Annotated in this window: 9 protein-coding genes; all 9 read right to left on the reverse strand. The window is 47.0% G+C overall.

From position 1 onward, the window contains the following. Window positions 1–11 precede the first annotated feature (11 nt). The gene (locus CWB99_RS12520; RefSeq protein ID WP_138550598.1) at window positions 12–1601 is read right to left on the reverse strand and encodes a lytic polysaccharide monooxygenase; all 1590 of its coding nucleotides are present in this window, start codon (window positions 1599–1601) and stop codon (window positions 12–14) included. Between the two features lie 48 nt (window positions 1602–1649). Continuing rightward, entirely contained in the window at window positions 1650–4811 is a 3162-nt protein-coding gene (locus CWB99_RS12525) for a glycosyl hydrolase family 18 protein (protein ID WP_138550599.1), read from the reverse strand. A gap of 696 nt (window positions 4812–5507) precedes the next feature. Then, complete coding sequence (locus CWB99_RS12530; RefSeq protein WP_138550600.1) at window positions 5508–7229, reverse strand: DUF3466 family protein; 1722 nt, start codon at window positions 7227–7229, stop codon at window positions 5508–5510. 11 nt (window positions 7230–7240) lie between these two features. Beyond that, window positions 7241–9154: an ATP-binding cassette ATPase Uup gene (gene uup, locus CWB99_RS12535; RefSeq protein ID WP_138550601.1), complete on the reverse strand. Its 1914-nt coding sequence runs from the start codon at window positions 9152–9154 to the stop codon at window positions 7241–7243. A 1-nt stretch (window position 9155) separates the two neighbouring features. Further along, window positions 9156–9386, reverse strand: a complete 231-nt coding sequence (locus tag CWB99_RS12540) for a glutaredoxin family protein (RefSeq protein ID WP_138550602.1) — start codon at window positions 9384–9386, stop codon at window positions 9156–9158. Then, window positions 9379–11490: a bifunctional 23S rRNA (guanine(2069)-N(7))-methyltransferase RlmK/23S rRNA (guanine(2445)-N(2))-methyltransferase RlmL gene (rlmKL, locus tag CWB99_RS12545; RefSeq protein ID WP_138550603.1), complete on the reverse strand. Its 2112-nt coding sequence runs from the start codon at window positions 11488–11490 to the stop codon at window positions 9379–9381. The genes CWB99_RS12540 and rlmKL overlap by 8 nt, the downstream gene beginning before the upstream one ends. Before the next feature lie 100 nt (window positions 11491–11590). Continuing rightward, window positions 11591–12118 (reverse strand): cell division protein ZapC domain-containing protein, encoded by a 528-nt coding sequence (locus tag CWB99_RS12550; protein WP_138550604.1) that lies wholly within the window; start codon window positions 12116–12118, stop codon window positions 11591–11593. A 246-nt stretch (window positions 12119–12364) separates the two neighbouring features. Beyond that, on the reverse strand, window positions 12365–13375 hold the full coding sequence (gene pyrD, locus CWB99_RS12555) for a quinone-dependent dihydroorotate dehydrogenase (RefSeq protein WP_138550605.1): 1011 nt from the start codon (window positions 13373–13375) through the stop codon (window positions 12365–12367). A gap of 257 nt (window positions 13376–13632) precedes the next feature. Continuing rightward, a complete protein-coding gene (locus CWB99_RS12560) occupies window positions 13633–18471 on the reverse strand; it encodes an NAD-glutamate dehydrogenase (RefSeq protein ID WP_138550606.1) in 4839 nt (1612 codons plus the stop codon). Between the last annotated feature and the right edge of the window lie 52 nt (window positions 18472–18523).

Here is an 18523-nt window from a genome sequence, read left to right on the forward strand (position 1 = left end):
CTCTTAAATTGTTATAGTTTTTTCCACACGCTGTGTTTGCCAGGTTGCTGGCCTCGGGTCCACCAGCGCGCCTGATAACGCTCGCCCTGATAGCGCACAATTGCGCCGCCGGCGTAAGCCACGGAGGCTTGCCATTGGTCTTTTGGTTCAGAAGGTGACGCAATGCGCTCCCAGGCATGGCTTGTATCGGGACGTTGCCCGCGAACCCACCATTTGGCGCGATATTGGCTGCCGTTAAAGCTGACAATGTCTCCGCCGGTATAGACCTTATCCGCCTGCCAGGCATCACTATCAGGCGGCGCCGGGGTATCATTTTGGTTGGTCACGGCAATGACTAGATTGACTGAGGTGCTAAGTTGCCCGTCGGAAACAGTGACTTTGCCGCTAAATTGCGTGTCTTTATCTACTTGTGGGGCCGTGATTGTGATGGTTGCGCCGTTGCCGGTGTAACTGATCTGGGCAGGCAACTGCCAGTCGAAATCCAGTCTGCTTTGCTGGTCATCAAAGGCATGCACATGCAAATGTGCGCTTTGTCCTTCTTGCACCGTCAATACGGCCGGGGTATGCACTGTCGGTGGTGTATTCACAGGCTTTGCAACCACACTGAGATTAAAGGTATGCGCCTGGTCGCTCACAAAAACCTGATTGCTCGCCAGATTGGTTGCATCAAAGTGAATATTGCCATGCTCATCTTGCACCCCAATACGGATCAGTGCAGCAAACGCCTCATTGAGCTGAGTCGCAAAATACGCTGGCCAGTCGGCAAGACGCTGCTCAGAAATGGTGAGCTTTTCCTGTATAAGTTCTTTGCCGTTGCCGTCGAACGCCCGCAGCCAGACCGTGTCGCCAATATTGGCCTGCTGCCCCTGACGCAGATAATACCCGGCGCTATGCCAGCTTTGTGGCGGCTGGGGGTCAGCGTCTCTGATGATAGTAATATCACTACAGTTGTAAAAACCTTCTCCGACCACATCATCCCGTTGCCAGCGACTATACAGGACAGCATCGCCTGAAAACTTGTCAGGAATGGCCACTGTCATCTCGTAGTAACGTTTACCGTCGGGTGCCATAAAAAAGTCAATATTGCCATGACTTTGCACCAGCTCCAGATCAGCCCAGCTGAGCGCTTTGTTTTCAAAATCAACACCCGGCTTGGTCAGATAGAACTGCCAAAAACTCGGGTTGTGCGGCGTTGTGGCGCGATAACGGATCTTGATTTGCCCTTTACCATCGACCGTCACAGGGGTTTTCTGCCAGTCTTTTGAGGGCAAACCCATGCCGGCTTTATTTTTATCGCCAGCATGGCATAAAGTCCCATCGGGAATGTTCGCCTCAACCGCACTTTGATCGTTAAACTCTGCTGTATTGACGGCAAATTCATGCTTCTGGATAAACTGCACATGGCCGGATTTCAAAAATGCGGCACGGCAAGCTGCATTAGGGATTTTGGAACCATCTTTTGGCCACCAGAAACCGCCCTGCTCCTGACAAATCGCCTGACGGGCCTTCGGAAAGTCCATATAGCCATGTGCAAGCGCCTGATTGGCAGCAGCCAAGGTCATCCCCACGGCCATAGCCGATAGGGTTTTATTATATTTCATAGGGTTATCTCCTGCGGTGGCAGTTATGCCACCGCTATTTTTTGAGGATTAAAGCGAGCAAACCTGCTGCCAGGCACCACCATTAGACGGTGTTGCATTGGTCCACCACTTTGCTTTGTAGACGTAACCGTTATGGATCAGCATATCGCCACCGAGTGCATGGCTCGGTGTACCTGCCCAATTAGTGCGAGGCCACTGGGGATACTGGTTGATATTACTCAGTTCAACGCCTTGACAACTTGAGCCCTGTGGTGGATTACCACCGGATGTGTCGTCCGACTTTTTCGCTACAGGTAGTTGGGGGTATTCACTACTGAAGGCATATTGCTTACCATTTTTTTCAATAACAAAGTTAACGGGCCCCGTGATCGGCATGTAGTACATAACCTGAGCATTCACGGTCTCGCCAGGCTTAAACGACTCCAGCTGGCCACCCCACTCGTTTTTCAGGGTAATAGAGAAACGATGGAATTCGTTGTCAAAGCCACCAATGTTATTACCGCGTGTGTTGCTGGCATCATGCTCTACTTTCATGCCCAGCTTTTTGCGGGCGTTCCAGTTGGACTTGAAAATCGCAGAGGTTGATACTGGCACATTGAAGCTGATAGTTGCCCCGCTCAGGTCCAGCTCCGAGTGATTCGTGAACTCAAATGTAGGTCTGATCGGGTAGTTCTGATCGCCAACCGGGAAATCTTTGGCATCAAAGCGAATATCAACTGCCATCTCAGGTACCGCGAACTCGGCATCACCCTGTGTCGTTGCGTAGTCGGACCCATCTTGATTGAAGGTGTTGTAAGCAAGGCTCGTCATAGTCGAGCCCATGAAGTACTCACCTTTATCCGCATGGTAGTCGAAGTCGCCGGCCAGCTCCCAGAACATCACGCCACCCAGACCTTTTTCAACCACATAATTGAGCTTAGTCTGCATGGATTCGGTATCTTCCATAGAGAGGAAGACTTTTTTCTGCGCATTGTACAACCAGGGCGCGACAGCGATGTCATCGTAATGCCGCACATAATCGCCACGCAGTACATCATCCGGATCTGTAGCAGGTGTCAGGCCATAGTCGGTTAGATAGCTTGGGTTGATACCGTGTTGCAAGTTCTTTGCGTGCCATAAAGGGTTAGAACCTGCTGCAACTTCTTTCCCGTTTTCAACGTCATGCCAGAGATTGTCGATGCCAATGGCACCATTACCACATTTGTTTTTCTCGCCAATCCCCGTCCCTTTCGGACACGCATTTTGATCCGGCAGAGGTGCTCTCCCCCAAAGGCCGTTTTCACCGCCACGCACATCTTTGAATCCGCGGGTGTAATAAGGGATACCTATGTTGATCCGCCCGGTAGGCAATGCACCTCTGAAATAATTCACGGCCCAATCTGTATTGAGATAACCAATTCCCCCAAATTCTCTGGTGCCATAGACATTCCAGGTTTTCAGCTCGGTGTCTTTACCCGTGTCATACAAAGGCGCGTTGTGGCCAACATGGTCATTCCAGGCGCCGTGCAGGTCGTAACTCATGATGTTAACAAAATCAAGATATTGTGCAGTCTGGAAAGTTTCCATTCCTCTTAGCAGATAGCCTGAGGACGGAGAAGCAATGGTCAGCATATAGTGCTTACCATCCTGCTCACCCGCCTTGTCCAGCGCTTCACGCAGTGACTTCATCAGAACCTGATAAGACTTATTCAGGCCAGCACGGCGCTGGTTGCTGAGTTCAAAATCTTCAGGGTGGCCCGAGTCCTTCATTGATGACGGGTATTCGTAGTCAATGTCCAGTCCATCGAAGCCATACTGACGTAAGAAGGTCACAGAACTTGCGACAAATGCTTGTATCCCTTCGTGATTAACACTGCCATCGGCGTGGGTGGTCATGGTGTAGAACCCACCGCTGTTGACGCGTTTGCCTGTTTCATCAAAGTAACCGCCCGTCTCAGCCCAGCCGCCAACGGAGATCATGGTTTTGACGTGTGGATACTGCTTTTTGTAACGATTCAATAAGTTAAAGTGACCGGTATACGGCAGACTTGGGTCCATTTCGGCACCGGCTTCGCCCGGCCAGGTCATATTGGTTGCCGCATTGCCCTCAGCTTTAGGGTCGCCAATACTTAGCTCATTCTGACTGTTTACATGGGCAAAGGCATAGTTGATGTGGGTGATCTTGTCCCAGGGGATATCATTAACCAGATAGCTTGGCTGGTTATTTTTACCATGGCGCCAGCTGGTAAAGTAACCAATCACGCGCCGTGGATGATCAGCACCCATCTTCTCCCGACCTTCACTATCGTATACATCACAATAGGCACTGGTTACGCCGGGCGTGCGATATAGACCGGCCGGTAAACAGTCCAGCTGACTTGTTTGACCATCCCCAGCTTCTTTGACAACAAAGGTACGGTGGATGGACTCAGACACCAGGCCATGCTCGTCCGTTGCCTGCAAAGTAAACTCATGACGTCCAGCAGATGAAGCAGACCACTCATAATGTGCTTCAGTCAACTCTGTGCGTTTAATCTCTTGACCATTAAGCGTCAGTACCTGAGTTAAACTGTCATTTTCTTTATCATGACTTCGCAATGTGAGGCGAACTGCACTGCCAACTTCCAGTTCACTGGGTAACTCAGCTGTCAGACGTGACACAGGTGCGGTGTTTTTTTCTTCCGGCGGTACGGCTGTCACCTGCACTGAGCGCTTTGCCGATACCGACTTTGCACCTTCGTCATCAATCACAACGGCATGGAAAACATGCTCACCAACACGCGCCTTCCAGTTGAGCACATAAGGCGCCTGGTCTAGTACCTTAACCAAAACCTCATTGTGATAGATTGAAACCTGCTTGACGACGCCATCGCTGTCGTGTGCACTGAAAACAAACTGAAGCTTTTCGCCTTCTGTCACCTTCATATCACTATCCGGCTGCTTCAGGTCAATCACAGGTGATTGGTTAGGTTGCTCCCCCCCGTGACAAGCACCCAGTTTGTGCCATTCCTGCCATTGCCCGGAGCGCAGCTTAGGTGATGAGCGGTTCCACCAATTTGCCCTGTATGCAACGTTATCTTGTTGCACTTTATGGCCGGACGTATATACCTGTCCGGCCTGCCACTGGGGTATCCCACTACAATCCACTGCCGCACTCGCGTGGTGTGCCGTTAATGCCAGCGCTATTGCGCTTAGCTTAACGGCTGGTTTTTTTATGTTAATTAGTTGCATAAATGCATCCTCACTTGTTTTTCTTTTTAACCTAACATCAATGAAAATGGCGTTATTTCCTATCATCGGTGCAGGTGGAGGCAGTGTATCGATGCAAAAAAACATAACAAGTAACTAGTTGAAAATAATATTCTAGTACATTATTACTTTCCCTCTATTCTTGTGAACACACTAGAATTCCGTTACCCCCTTGTTTATTATGAAGATTATTTATTTGTTGCACTTTTATGAATAACAATATATTTGGAACGTTCCTCAGTGGAATTTATTGTTTACAAACGGCACTGGTAAGAACAGCCATAAGGATGGCTAAAATAAAATAAATTAGCACTTTAGGATCGGCGCATTCTCATCCGTAGCTTTTTTTGAGGATCAGATACGCTTGCAATGAGTAAAGAAGCAGAGTAAAAATCAAACAAAAAAAGCGTTTTTACCGCTGCCAATCGTCAGTCATAATCAGATGAGTGTCTCTCAAAACCGACAAAAATCCGTTAAATTTTGAGCAATTAAGGGAACTGGCTGCGTTTGAACGTGCAGCTATATAGAATGTCTCGGATAAAACGTAAATAGATATTGAAATGCGTGTGGGTTGGGTGAGCAGTTTCCACTGACCAAACGTAGCTATAAGTACTTATTTGATAAATCAGGCAAATAACAAGGCCGCAGCCGCAAACGGCTGGGCCTTGCAGGTAGGTGTTATTTGCGGCGTCTGCGACGCGTCCACGCCAATGGAAATGCAAGTAAAGACAACCAGCCCAGAGAAGCTGACTGGCGCTCATAAGTTTCCGCTTCCGGCGCAACACATTGATCCAGCTCAGTGCCACCGGTTTGAGTCAGCACCACAGGCACCGCGATTGACTCTGATGCATCATTGCCATTCGCGTCTTTATCTGGTTTCCCCAGCGAGTCTAGCTTTCCAACCGTTTTGGTTGCAATTGCATATATCGTATTGTCATCCGTGATGCGGATCGCTTCGGATACGGTATATGGAAAGTCATCGCTTTTACAAGGTAGTAAATCATTGATGTTAGTTAGCGTCTCATCGCCGATTTTAAAAATGAAACCTTCAGTGCGAGGACTAGTAACATTTTTCTCAACCTCGCCTTCACCAACCATATATCCAGCATTATTAATATCTCTGACAACAGTGTCTGAGCCATTGAAATAGGTAGGGAGCTCTACAAATTTTTTATCATTCATGTCGTAGTAATACCCGGTCACGTCGAATAAGGTGCCCTGGTTTTGCCTGCCTACGTATCCCGCAATCACATTGCTGTCGTTGATATCAACAGCAAACCCTGCCTGATAAATGTCATCATGCTCGCGCAAAGTGAAAAACTGACCATCCTGATAATAGCCTGGCTCTTCAAAGGCTTTGAGGCTATCGTCGATCCTGACTCTGGACTTACCTACGGCAATACCTGCTTTATTGATGGCAAATGCAGAACTATAGAACGGGTTGTTTTCATCATCCTTACGCTCCAGACCAATACCCAGATCTTTTGTATCAATGACATTGAAATCTTTATCCAACGTCCATTGATAAGCTCGCAAATCATAGACCCCCCTTCCCTGACGCCAGATACACACCGCTTCAGGTTCATCTTTATCATCACAGTTGTCAGTAATCGTGGTTTGGCTGTTTTCAGGTAAACCTACAGAGGCCTGACCAACAATCAGGTAGTTACCTTCGTCTGTCAGGGTTATATCATTTGCAATGCTGTAGCCGCCATATTCAGTAAACGGGGGCTCAAGAGTAACACGCTTGCCACCTGGAGATATCACTAATCCACGCGCATGCCAGTCACGAACAAAGTAGGTTTTTGCTTCACTTTCTCCATCAGGGGTAAACGTGATTTTTTTAAAAGGCGCAGACCCCCAGGCTACCACAGTGCCATCTGCCGCGATGGCAGTCATTGCATTACTGACAGAACGTGTCAGTCCCGCATAGTCGGGCGACTCTACATCAAATATGTCAATCTGATTAGCAGTGGTGCCGGTAAATTCGAGCCCTGCTTTAGAACTGATTTTTTGGAATTCAGCGCTAGCACTTTGCGCACCAGACGATAAATAGCTCAGCATAAAAGTGTGCGCTTCTGCATCTGTTGAAAGCGCGTCACCATTTTCGATATCATCTAAGGTGAATTCGATGGCTTCACCTTTCTCTATTGAATCATCCTTGTAGAGTTTGTAGTATTCGGTGAGCGACGTGTCCGAAAAGTTAATATAGCTAATGTCTACTGGCAAGTTAAACAAACCTGTCACATAGCCAACGGCCTCACCACTTTCATTGACATCAGAGACATATTGCATTTTGCCGATGTCGCTGGTTGGTAATTCAGTGAGTTTGTAGGTCGCGGCAATTGCCTGACCAGATAGGCCGAAAATAATACTGGCGGCCATAAGTGAATATTTCATTTCAATCCTTACTACTGATTCTGTAATGCTTCTAATTCTTCCCAACGCTCAAACGCGGCTTCAAGCTTGGACTCAAGGTCAGCCAAATGGTTCAACGCGGTTTGGGTCGTTTCAGGATCTTGCTTAAAAAACTCCGGTGAATTCACCAGGTTTTGCTGCTCTTCGAGCTCGTTTTCCAGAGCCTCTACTTTACCCGGCAATGCTTCCAGTTCAAGCTTTAATTTGTAGCTTAACTTGCCCGATTTGTTTTTATTGGCGGTTTTTTTGTTATCGCTCGCCTGTTGCTTCTCTTTGTCGAGCTTTTCCAGTGCTTTTTGCTGCTCAAGCCGTTGCGCCCGGTACGCCTCAAAATCACTAAAACCACCGACAATCTCTGTGACTTTACCCTCGCCTTCAAACGCCCATACGCTGTTACAGGTATTATCGATAAATTCCCTGTCGTGGCTGACAATCAGGATTGTTCCCTGATACTGGTTGATGATCTCTTCCAGCAGCTCCAGTGTTTCGATATCCAAGTCATTGGTTGGCTCATCCAGTACCAAAACGTTTGAAGGTTTGAGGAATAACTTGGCCAACAGCAGGCGGTTCTTCTCTCCACCCGACAATGCTTTAACTGGCGTGCGCGCTCGTGCTGGCGGGAACAAGAAGTCTTGCAAATACCCCAGAACATGGCGGCTTCGGCCACCCATTTGTACTTCCTGCTTACCTTCAGCGACATTGTCCTGAACCGTTTTCTCTTCATCCAGCTTTTCCCGATACTGGTCAAAATAGGCGACTTCGAGGTTAACGCCCTGCTTAACCTTACCTTTATCCGGAGCAATATCACCAAAGAGAATTTTGAGTAGCGTCGTTTTACCTACCCCGTTGGGACCAATTAAGCCAACCCGATCACCGCGCATAACCAAAGTCGAGAATTCATCGACTATGCGTTTATCTTTAAAGGCATGGCCAATATGTTGCGCCTCAAACACCAATTTGCCTGAACGTTCAGCTGATTCAATGTTAAAGTCAGTCTTGCCGACTTGCTCAACACGTTGCTTGCGCTCTACCCGCAGTGCTTTGAGGGCTCTGACACGGCCTTCATTACGCGTACGCCGTGCTTTGATCCCTTGCCGGATCCAGGCTTCTTCTTCGGCTAACTTTTTGTCGAACAAGGCGTTTTGTGCCTCTTCAACTTTGAGATCGTGCGCCTTTTGCTCCAGGTACTTAGCATAATCACCTGGATAAGAGATAAGCTTACCGCGGTCCAGATCAAGAATACGAGTCGCAACGCCGCGGATAAATGCCCGGTCGTGCGATATAAAAACAATCCCGCCTTTGAATTCTTTCAAGAACTGTTCAAGCCACTCAACACTACTCATGTCCAGGTGGTTGGTCGGTTCATCCAGCAGTAACAGATCTGGATCGCTCACCAAAGCCTTTGCCAGAGCTACTTTGCGTAACCAGCCACCAGATAACTTTTCCAGTTTCATATTGGCGGTTAGCTGTAACTGAGTTAAAACGAGCTTGATACGACTTTCAAAGCGCCAGGCATCTTTCGCTTCAATGTCAGCGGATAAACGCTCAAGTCGACTCAAAAGATTACTCGAGTGATCGCTCTGCAAGGCTTCACTGACATTGTGATAGTCAATCAGCAGTTGAGCGATATCAGGCAGGCCACCGGCTACGTAATCAAATACACTGCCTTGTGCGCCTTTTGGCGGATCTTGCTCCAACCGTGAAACTTTTAACCCTGATACCCGGTTGATTTCTCCATCATCCAGTTGAACCTGGCCATCCAGCACTTTTAGCAGGGTTGACTTTCCGGCGCCGTTACGACCAACAATACAGACCCGCTCTCCGGCTTCAATCACCGCGTCGGCTTGGTCTAACAGGGGGTGAGTACCAAAAGCCAGCTGGGCTCTCGCAATTCTGATTAAATCCATCTTACTTTAACAACTCTTTTATATCTTGTTCTGTAAAAGGCCAGAACAGGGTTCTGGCACTCTCTGTTGACTTAAGTACGGGAATTGATGTCTGATACTCAGCCATCAACTGAGGATCGTCCACTATGTCCTTATGTATGACAGCGTCACTGGTGACACACCGGAGGACCAGCTCATATGCCTGCTCACAAAGATGACAACCGTCAGTATAAAATAATGTGAGTTTAGCCATGGGTGATCAACCAGCTGTTGTGGATTTGTTTATTACGCTTGAAGTCCGGCGACAAGGTTTTATCTGATACGTTTTCCGCTTTAAGGCCCAATCCCATCAGACCGACTTCATCCATCTTAAAGCCTCGCTTGTTATTAGAGAACAACAAGGTACCACCCGGGCTAAGAATTTTCTTCACCCATTCAAGCAGCTGGATATGGTCGCGCTGAACGTCAAACACCTCTTTCATACGCTTTGAATTCGAAAAGGTCGGCGGATCGAGGAAGATTAAGTCATATTGCCCTTGTGCGTGCTCAAGCCATTTGAGGCAGTCTGCCTGCTCAAACCTAAAACGTGGGTTACGCAACTCATTTAACGCGAAGTTCTCTTCTGCCCACTTCAGGTAAGTTTTAGACATATCGACGGTAGTCACGGCTTTTGCGCCACCAAGTGCCGCGTGGACCGACGCACTGCCGGTATATGCAAACAAGTTAAGTACGCGTTTGTTCTTGGCATTTTGCTGAATATAGCGTCTGGCGAGTCGGTGATCTAAGAACAGCCCGATATCTAGATAGTCGAACAAGTTAACTTTGAACTTGGCGCCAAACTCTTCAACCACTTGCACCCGATTATGCTTACTGAGCGCGTTATACTGCTCCTGGCCTTTTTGTTTTTTACGTACCTTAACCGCTATATTGCTGGGGTCGATGTCTAAGGTCTCAGCAGTCAAGGTAATGATGTCCTGAAGGCGCTTATTTGCAATCTGCTCATCTATTTCTTTCGGTGCAGCATACTCAAACACTACAGCACTGTCACCATAGACATCCACTGCGACATTATACTCTGGGATATCGGCATCGTAGACGCGATAAGCCTGAACCTGTTCTTTTTTAAGCCAGCTTTTTAATGACTGCCTGTTCTTTTTCACTCGGTTAGCAAACGCCCGAGATTGTTCAAAATGCAACGCTCCCGACTGTTCATTTTGTGCCACCTGACGCTCGTCCATGTCATACAGATACAATGCCACATCAAGCGGACCGTTTTTAAACTTATAGCGTTTTTTCGACGACAGTTTCAGCGTTTTAAACAGTGCTTCATCTGTGCCAAGTAACGCCAAAGACCAGTCTTTGTAATGCTTTTTAAACCGCTCGCCCATACCTCGATATAGGTTGATCAGCTCCGCCATTGACCCTAAACGCTCACCATAAGGTAAGTTACTTAGTAATGTCCCCGGGCGCTTAGCAACACAGGTCAGTTTACTGGCATCCCCTTCGCTAAAACGAATGACGTCCTCCAGTCCTGCTCGCTTCGCATTTCCTCTGGCGGTGTCCAAGACCTGGACATCAATATCCTGACCAATGATCCACAAGGGCTTATCCAGTTGAGCCTGTTTTAACTCAGTTTTCAGTTCCTTAAATTTAGCGTCACGAAAACCTGGTAAGCGCTTGAAGGCAAAGTCTTTGTTCAGATTGGCAGGGATGTTCAGTGCCATACTGGCAGCTTCAATCAGTAAAGTGCCTGAGCCACAGCATGGATCAAACAGAGGTTTTGATGTATCGCTCAGCCAACCACTGCGCTGTACCAAAGCGGCAGCCAGATTTTCGCGGATAGGTGCTCTACCCTGTTTGGTACGATACCCTCTGTCCGACAGACGCGGACCAGAATAATCGATATAAAGCGCGATCTTTTGTTTATTGAGCTTAGCTATAACGCGAACATTGGCATCTTGCTTATCGACTGATGGACGCTGCTCGTAAAGGTCCTGAAAATAATCAACAATGGCGTCTTTGATCACCAGGCCAGAAAATTGCGTGTTTTTCAGTTCCCGGTTAGTGCCGTTAAATTCAATCGCAAACGTCTGTTTTGGACCAAACCATTCCTGCCAGCCCTGAAAGCGAGCAAATTTATACAAGTCATCTTTGTTGTTGATGTTTTCGTGCTCATCAATCAGCATCATCACACGTGTTGCGAAACGCGTGGTCATACAGAATTTTTGAACTGCCAGGCTATCCGCGGTAAAGCGAACTGAACCGACAGTTTGTTTGACGACTTCAAGTCCCTGAGACTGAAGCTCTTCAAGCAACAGGTTTTCAATGCCGATAGACGTTAAGGCGATAAACTGCAATGTAAATACTCAGTAATTTCAATTGCAGCGAGTATAACACAGCAAGCACCTGTGTGTGCAGCCTAGTCATATGACATAAGCCAGAATGATTGGGTTGTTATCAGGCTGATTGAGTAAGCTTATGTGCCTGAATAAGCGGGTGTACCCTGTCGTTGAGCACTTTAATAGCCTGAAATTGCTCAAGCTCGATGTTCTCATCTAACATAAATCCATGGGTAAGATTGATACACAGGCTGCTCTCGTGATTATGATCCACAATCAAGAATTCACCTGGCTGGCACTTCGAATGTAACGTGATAACCGCATCCACCAGAGGCTGGCCACCTGTATAGCTTTTAAAAAACCAGCTTTTAGCTTGCACGGGGAGTAAATGGAATTTAGCCGCGGTGGCATTGAGTGCAATTTGGCAACATTGTGGCTCGGACCAGACTTTAAATCCGAGTAAATAATCGTACACATTACGGTAGAAGGCGGCTTCATCCACACTCATATCGACGCTGTGTAGTGAGTCTTCCGTGAGTTGTCTTAGACGAAACGGCGTACACAACTGAAGGTCGTCGCCTAAGTCCACAAGCAGTCTGTTTCTGTGGCTACATCTTATCCAACGCCACTCTTTGGATGCTTGCAAAACTGACCTCCTGATATCAATGTGTTACGTATTTAAGACCTGTTCAGAAGTATATCGCGAATTATCACAGTGTAAAAATTTTTGTAATAACAAATTGTTTTAGATCATTGCGTTATATGAATGATCTTTATAAGGAAAAAACGATCATCCTTGCGAAAAAATGATCGTTTAAGTGAAGCTTTGCTGTATGCGCCACAATATTACAGATTAATTACACATACATTCAATTACTTATAGAACAGCTGGTTAGATCTCTGTGACAATCTTTTTGATCAGCTGAGGGCCTTCATAGATAAAGCCTGTGTATACCTGCACTAAATCTGCGCCGGCATTAAGCTTTTCTTTTGCCGCTGCAGCGCTGTCGATCCCGCCTACACCTATAATAGGTAGCTTGCCTTGTGTCATGCGTTTTAGTTCACTAACAACCTGGGTGGACTTTTCACGTACCGGACGACCAGATAAACCACCGGCTTCCTCAGCATGTTCCAGTCCTTTGACCGCGTCACGTGATAATGTGGTATTGGTTGCAATCACACCATCGATGCGGTTATTCACTAACGACTCAGCAATTTGCTGCAATTGCACTGCATCCACATCTGGGGCAATTTTGACCAGCATAGGAACCGACTTCTTATGCTTCTCTATCAAATCAACCTGTTCATTTTTCAGACTTTGCAACAAGTCATCTAAGGCCTCGCCGTACTGCAAATCCCTCAATCCCGGCGTATTAGGTGAGGAAATATTGACTGTGATATATGACGCGTGCTCAAAAACTTTACGCATACAATGGATATAGTCGTCTTTGCCCTGCTCATTTGGTGTGTCTTTGTTTTTACCAATATTGATACCCAGGATCCCCTGATAGCGAGCTGCTTTAACATTCGCAACCAGATTATCAACCCCTTTGTTATTAAATCCCATGCGGTTAATGATGGCATTGGCTTCTGGCAAACGAAATATGCGTGGCTTGTCATTGCCAACCTGGGGTCTGGGTGTAACTGTACCAACTTCAATGAACCCAAAACCCATCTGGCTGAACGCATCAATGCACTCTGCATTTTTGTCTAAGCCTGCCGCGAGCCCTACAGGGTTATCAAACTCGAGACCCAGAAAATTAACCGGTTTCTTTGGAAGTGACTGTGACCAGGCCATACTTAATGGGGTATTCGCGAAGCGGCGTAAATTTCCGAGTGCAAAATCATGAGCCCACTCGGCATCTTTACTGAACATATAGCGACGCGCTAAATCATAAAACATGGAGACTCCTTAAGTTCCTAGTAACGTATGACACCAAGCACATTCATGCGTAACCAATTTAAAGGATAAAATCTGCCGCTGACTAAGTAAAAGATTTTTTATTTAGTACAACTAACCAGCAAAATCTTTGCCTGGTTATCGTCGAGATTTTCTTGCCTCACAATGATTAGACTATTAATGAAGCGACTTGGTATCAATTTCAAATCTGGGATAAAAAAATACCCCAGCAAAGCCGGGGTATTTTAACGGGTTATTTTCTATTTGGAAGTGTCACAGTTGTGACTCAACAACATCAGTTCACGCAATGCCACTGAGAACTTCGCAAAGTCATGACTTTGCGACGTTTTAAACTCAGCCAGCATCTGCTGCCAACGTAGCAGTAAAGTAGACTGATTTTCCATCCACTGATTGATCAGTGAGTCAACATCGTGGTCATCGCCCTCAAAGCTGTTCAATACAACTTCAGACAATGCACGTTGTTGCCAGTCCAGCTCTTCACGGTAAGAGGCACGTGCAAGCGCCTGCCAGTGGTTTGCAACAGGTTGTGCAGTGATCTGATCCAGGAACCAGTGCAGACCCATATTCGCACCCAGTTTGAAGTATGTGTTAGACACCACATCAATTGCGCGGCCCGAGTTTGCAGCTACTTCTGCCAGGTCCATGACTGAGAACAAGCTAGACAGAGAAACAATGCGCATAGCGATTTGCTCTGGTACACCTTGTGCGATTAGTGCATCGGCTTTTTCAGCCAAACGTGCACTTTCTTCTTCAACCATGTAGTTGTTCAGGTTGTTGCTTAGATCTGCAAAGGTCGGCGCAAAGAACGCGATGGTTTCTTCAATCGTCATACCTTTGTTACGGTGACGCAAGAACCAACGTGTGGTACGACGTACAGTGCGGCGTAGCTGATACAGCATTTCAGTCTGAACAGCCGAAGGAATATGGTTATCCAGTGCTGCGATTGACTGCCAGGTATCCTTCATTTCAAAAATTTCGCTGGCAATTGAATAGCAAAGCGCAATTTCTGCTTCCGTTGCACCGGTTTCCTCGTGCATACGGATCATGAAGTTCAGACCCATATCATTAACGATGTTATTGGCCAGTTTAGTCGCAATAATTTCTTTACGCAGTGGGTGGTTATCCATCGCCGCGTTAAAGCGCTCACGCAGCGGCACCGGGAATGAATTCACTAACAGCTGACGGTAGTATGGATTCTCCGAAATCTCATCGACAACCAGTGATTCTTTCAACACCATCTTAGAGTAAGAAACCAATACAGACAGCTCTGGACGAGTCAGGTCAGACCCTGCCGCAGCACGCTCAGCCAGCTCTTCATCAGTTGGCAAGAACTCGATGGTACGGTCCAGTTTACCCTCTTTTTCCAGCGCATGAATAAAGCGGATCTTTTCTTTCAGTGTTGCCGGACCTTTCGACTTAGTGATAGACAAGGTATGTGTTTGACGGTAACAGTCAGCCAGTACCAGTTCAGACACTTCGTCCGTCATGGCATACAGCAATTCGTCACGCTGTTTCTTGGTCAGATCGCCTTCAGCAACCAGGCCGTTTAACAGGATCTTGATGTTTACTTCGTTATCCGAACATGCTACACCACCTACGTTATCAATGAAGTCGGTGTTAATGCGTCCGCCCTTCTCGGCAAACTCGATACGACCCAGTTGCGTTGCACCCAGGTTACCACCTTCACCGAAGATCTTAGCACCCAGTTCTGACCCATCGATACGTAAACCGTCGTTCGCACGGTCGCCTACGTCTGCATTGGATTCAGACTTAGCTTTAATATATGTTCCGATACCGCCGTTCCATAACAGGTCAGCCGGCATTTTAAGTAGGGCTTTTATCAGCTCGTTTGGTGTCATGCTGGCTTTTTTGGTGCCCAGCATCTTTTTCATTTCAGCCGTCAGGTTAATTGACTTGGCCGCACGAGAGAATACGCCGCCCCCTTCCGAGATCAGCTCTTTGTTATAATCTTCCCAGCTTGAGCGAGGCAGATTAAACAAGCGTTCACGCTCTACATAAGAGCTTGCTGCATCCGGGTTCGGGTCGATGAAAATGTGCATGTGGTTAAAGGCTGCCTGCAGGCGAATGTGCTTAGACAGCAACATACCATTACCAAATACGTCCCCACCCATGTCACCGATACCAACCGCGGTGAAATCTGTAGTCTGACAGTCGATGTCCATTTCACGGAAATGACGTTTAACAGACTCCCACGCACCTTTCGCTGTGATACCCATTTTCTTGTGGTCATAACCGATTGAACCACCAGAGGCAAATGCATCACCCAACCAGAAGTTGTATTCTTCAGCAATGCCATTGGCAATATCAGAGAAAGTCGCGGTGCCTTTGTCTGCGGCAACAACCAGATACGGGTCATCTTCGTCATGACGTACGACGTCTACCGGCGGTACTATCTCACCATGACTGATGTTATCTGTGATATCTAACAGGCCACGGATAAACATCTTGTAGCATTCCTGGCCTTCTTTAAAGAAGCCTTCGCGGTCATTAGGCAGTTGCTTACATACAAATCCACCTTTTGAGCCAACAGGTACAATTACTGTGTTTTTAACCTGCTGCGCTTTAACCAGACCCAGAACTTCAGTACGGAAGTCTTCACGACGGTCAGACCAGCGAAGACCACCACGAGCTACCTTGCCTCCACGCAGGTGAACACCTTCTACGCGCGGTGAATAGACGAAGATTTCAAACGCTGGTAACGGCAGTGGCATTTCTGGAATGGCACGAGGATTAATCTTAAATGAAATATATGACTTGTTTGTGCCGTCCGCTTCTTTTTGATAGAAGTTAGTGCGCAGTGTCGCGTTGATCATGTCAACGTACATGCGAATGATACGGTCATCATCCAGGTTCGCAACGTTTTCAAGTTCCAGATAGATTTTCTCAATCAGCTTGTCCAGCGTTTTCTGTGCCGCTTTCTTTGCAGGAGAGAATTTCTTCACAAACAGCTCTACAATTTGCGCTGCGATGTGTGGATAGTGCTCAAAGGTATTTTCGATATAAGATTGCGAGAATGTCACACCGATCTGACGCATATACTTGGCATACGCACGCAAAATAGACGCTTCACGACCGGTCATGCCACCCAGCAATACCATGCGGTTGAAACCATCGCTTTCCAGACGGTTATTCCACACGTTAGTCAATGCGGCGCGAAAACGTGCTGAAACTTTATCGAAATCAGCAATGCCTTTGGAGTCGATCATCATAGAGAAATCCATGATCCAGTTTACCTGACCATCGCTGCTCTTGATTGCATAAGGTGTTTCACCAATGACGCGCAGGCCAAAGTTTTCCAACATAGGCATAACATCGGAAAGGTGAATTGGTACATCTTTATGGAACAGGCTCAGGCGTACGATTTCACTGTTAGCTTCTTCCTGAGGGCGATAGAAAAGCATTTCCAGCTTTTTCTCATCGCTCAGTTGCTCAAGCTTCTCAATGTCGACCACAGCGGCACTAGGTAAAACCTGATCTTTGTATGAGTGTGGGAACGCGTTAGCATATTTGCGGTTTAGCTCGTTACCACGGGTTTCACCATTGCTGCCAAGCAATGCAGATTGTAGTTTATCTTCCCAAGTGCGAGCGGCTTCTGCCAGATTGTTTTCGATGTCTTTCACGTTGTACTTAATACTGTTATCTGCCACACGCACGATGTAATGCGTTCTCGCCAGTGTGGACTCTGAGAAAAAGGTCGTAAACTCAACTTTTTCATTGGACTTAAATGCATCTGCCAATAACTTTTGAGTTTCACGACGTAGTGCCGTGTTATAGCGCTCACGGGGTACATAGACCATACATGAGAAGAAACGTCCGTATACATCACGGCGGACGAACAGACGACACATGTCGCGTTCCTGAATTTGCAAAACACCTGTCGCAACTTCTAATAGCTCGGCTTCACGGGCCTGTACCAGTTCATCACGTGGGTACGTTTCCAATAAGTTCAGTACTGCCTTGTAAGCGTGTGTCCCTTCTGCAAAGTCACACTGCTCCATAATGCGTTGGATCTTGCTCTTAAGGACTGGTACATCTGCCGCACTATTGTTATAAAAACTTGATGAGAACAAACCAATGAAGCGGTCTTCGCCGATCACATTGCCCTGCTCGTCAAAACGCTTGATACCGACATAATCAATGTAAGCTGGACGATGAACACGAGACAATGAATTAGTCTTAGTTAAAATCAGCAGGTTTTTACTGCGCGCTTCTTTACGCGCAACTTCTGGCAATTCTGAAAGCAGACGACCACCATCGTGGCTTGAGTTTTTCATCAAACCCAGGCTAGTGTCTGGCACTGCGCGTAATTCGTGATCCCCTTGTACAGGCACTAAGTCGTATTGACGATAGCCCATAAAGGTGAAGTTATCTGAAGATAGCCACTCAAGGAACTCAACCGCTTCATCGACTTCTGCCTGAGAGCAGTCATGGTGACGCGTTGGGATCTCTTTACTGACAGCAACCAGCTTGTCGCGGATTGGCTTCCAGTCTTCAACGGCTACAGACACGTCTTTCAATACTGATTCCAGTTCCTCGGTGAACTCTTTGATTGCCTTAGCATCGGTCTGACGATCAATCTCAATGAAAAACACCGTCTTGGTCGACGATGATTCTTGATCTGCTTTTAAATTTGATAGTGCAGTGATCTTATTATTACTGTCGCGCTTGATTTTAAGCGGGCTATGTAACAGTAAGTGAGACACGATGTTTTTACGGCTAAGCGCCATGCGCACAGAATCAACCAAAAATGGCATGTCTTTCGCGATGATCTCTACGATCGTGTGAGAGGATTGCCAGCCATCTTTGGCGACTTCAGGGTTGAAAACGCGAATAACCGCATCGTCAGTGGCATTCTTTTCAAGAGAATTCCAAAGACTCAATGCGGCTCCGTATAAGTCACTGTCGTTACGATGTGCCAAGTCCTCTTTAGACATATTGCTGTACAAGGCTTTGGCAAAAGTTTCAACGAGCGACACGTTTTCGGCATGAACTTTTTTGTGGATCAGCTTGGTGACGTTATCCAGGATAACCGATGCTGGACCTTCATTTTGTGTCATTATGTGTTCCTTAATCTATACCACCTTTGAACGGTAGATTATTTGTACAGCC

The organism is Pseudoalteromonas rubra (assembly GCF_005887095.1).
Taxonomy (GTDB): Bacteria; Pseudomonadota; Gammaproteobacteria; order Enterobacterales; family Alteromonadaceae; genus Pseudoalteromonas; species Pseudoalteromonas rubra_E.

Coding starts and splice junctions, on each gene's coding strand:
- CWB99_RS12520 (WP_138550598.1), bottom strand. CDS start 1,601: ATGAAATATAATAAAACCCTATCGGCTATGGCCGTGGGGATGACCTTG.
- CWB99_RS12525 (WP_138550599.1), bottom strand. CDS start 4,811: ATGCAACTAATTAACATAAAAAAACCAGCCGTTAAGCTAAGCGCAATA.
- CWB99_RS12530 (WP_138550600.1), bottom strand. CDS start 7,229: ATGAAATATTCACTTATGGCCGCCAGTATTATTTTCGGCCTATCTGGT.
- uup (WP_138550601.1), bottom strand. CDS start 9,154: ATGGATTTAATCAGAATTGCGAGAGCCCAGCTGGCTTTTGGTACTCAC.
- CWB99_RS12540 (WP_138550602.1), bottom strand. CDS start 9,386: ATGGCTAAACTCACATTATTTTATACTGACGGTTGTCATCTTTGTGAG.
- pyrD (WP_138550605.1), bottom strand. CDS start 13,375: ATGTTTTATGATTTAGCGCGTCGCTATATGTTCAGTAAAGATGCCGAG.
- CWB99_RS12560 (WP_138550606.1), bottom strand. CDS start 18,471: ATGACACAAAATGAAGGTCCAGCATCGGTTATCCTGGATAACGTCACC.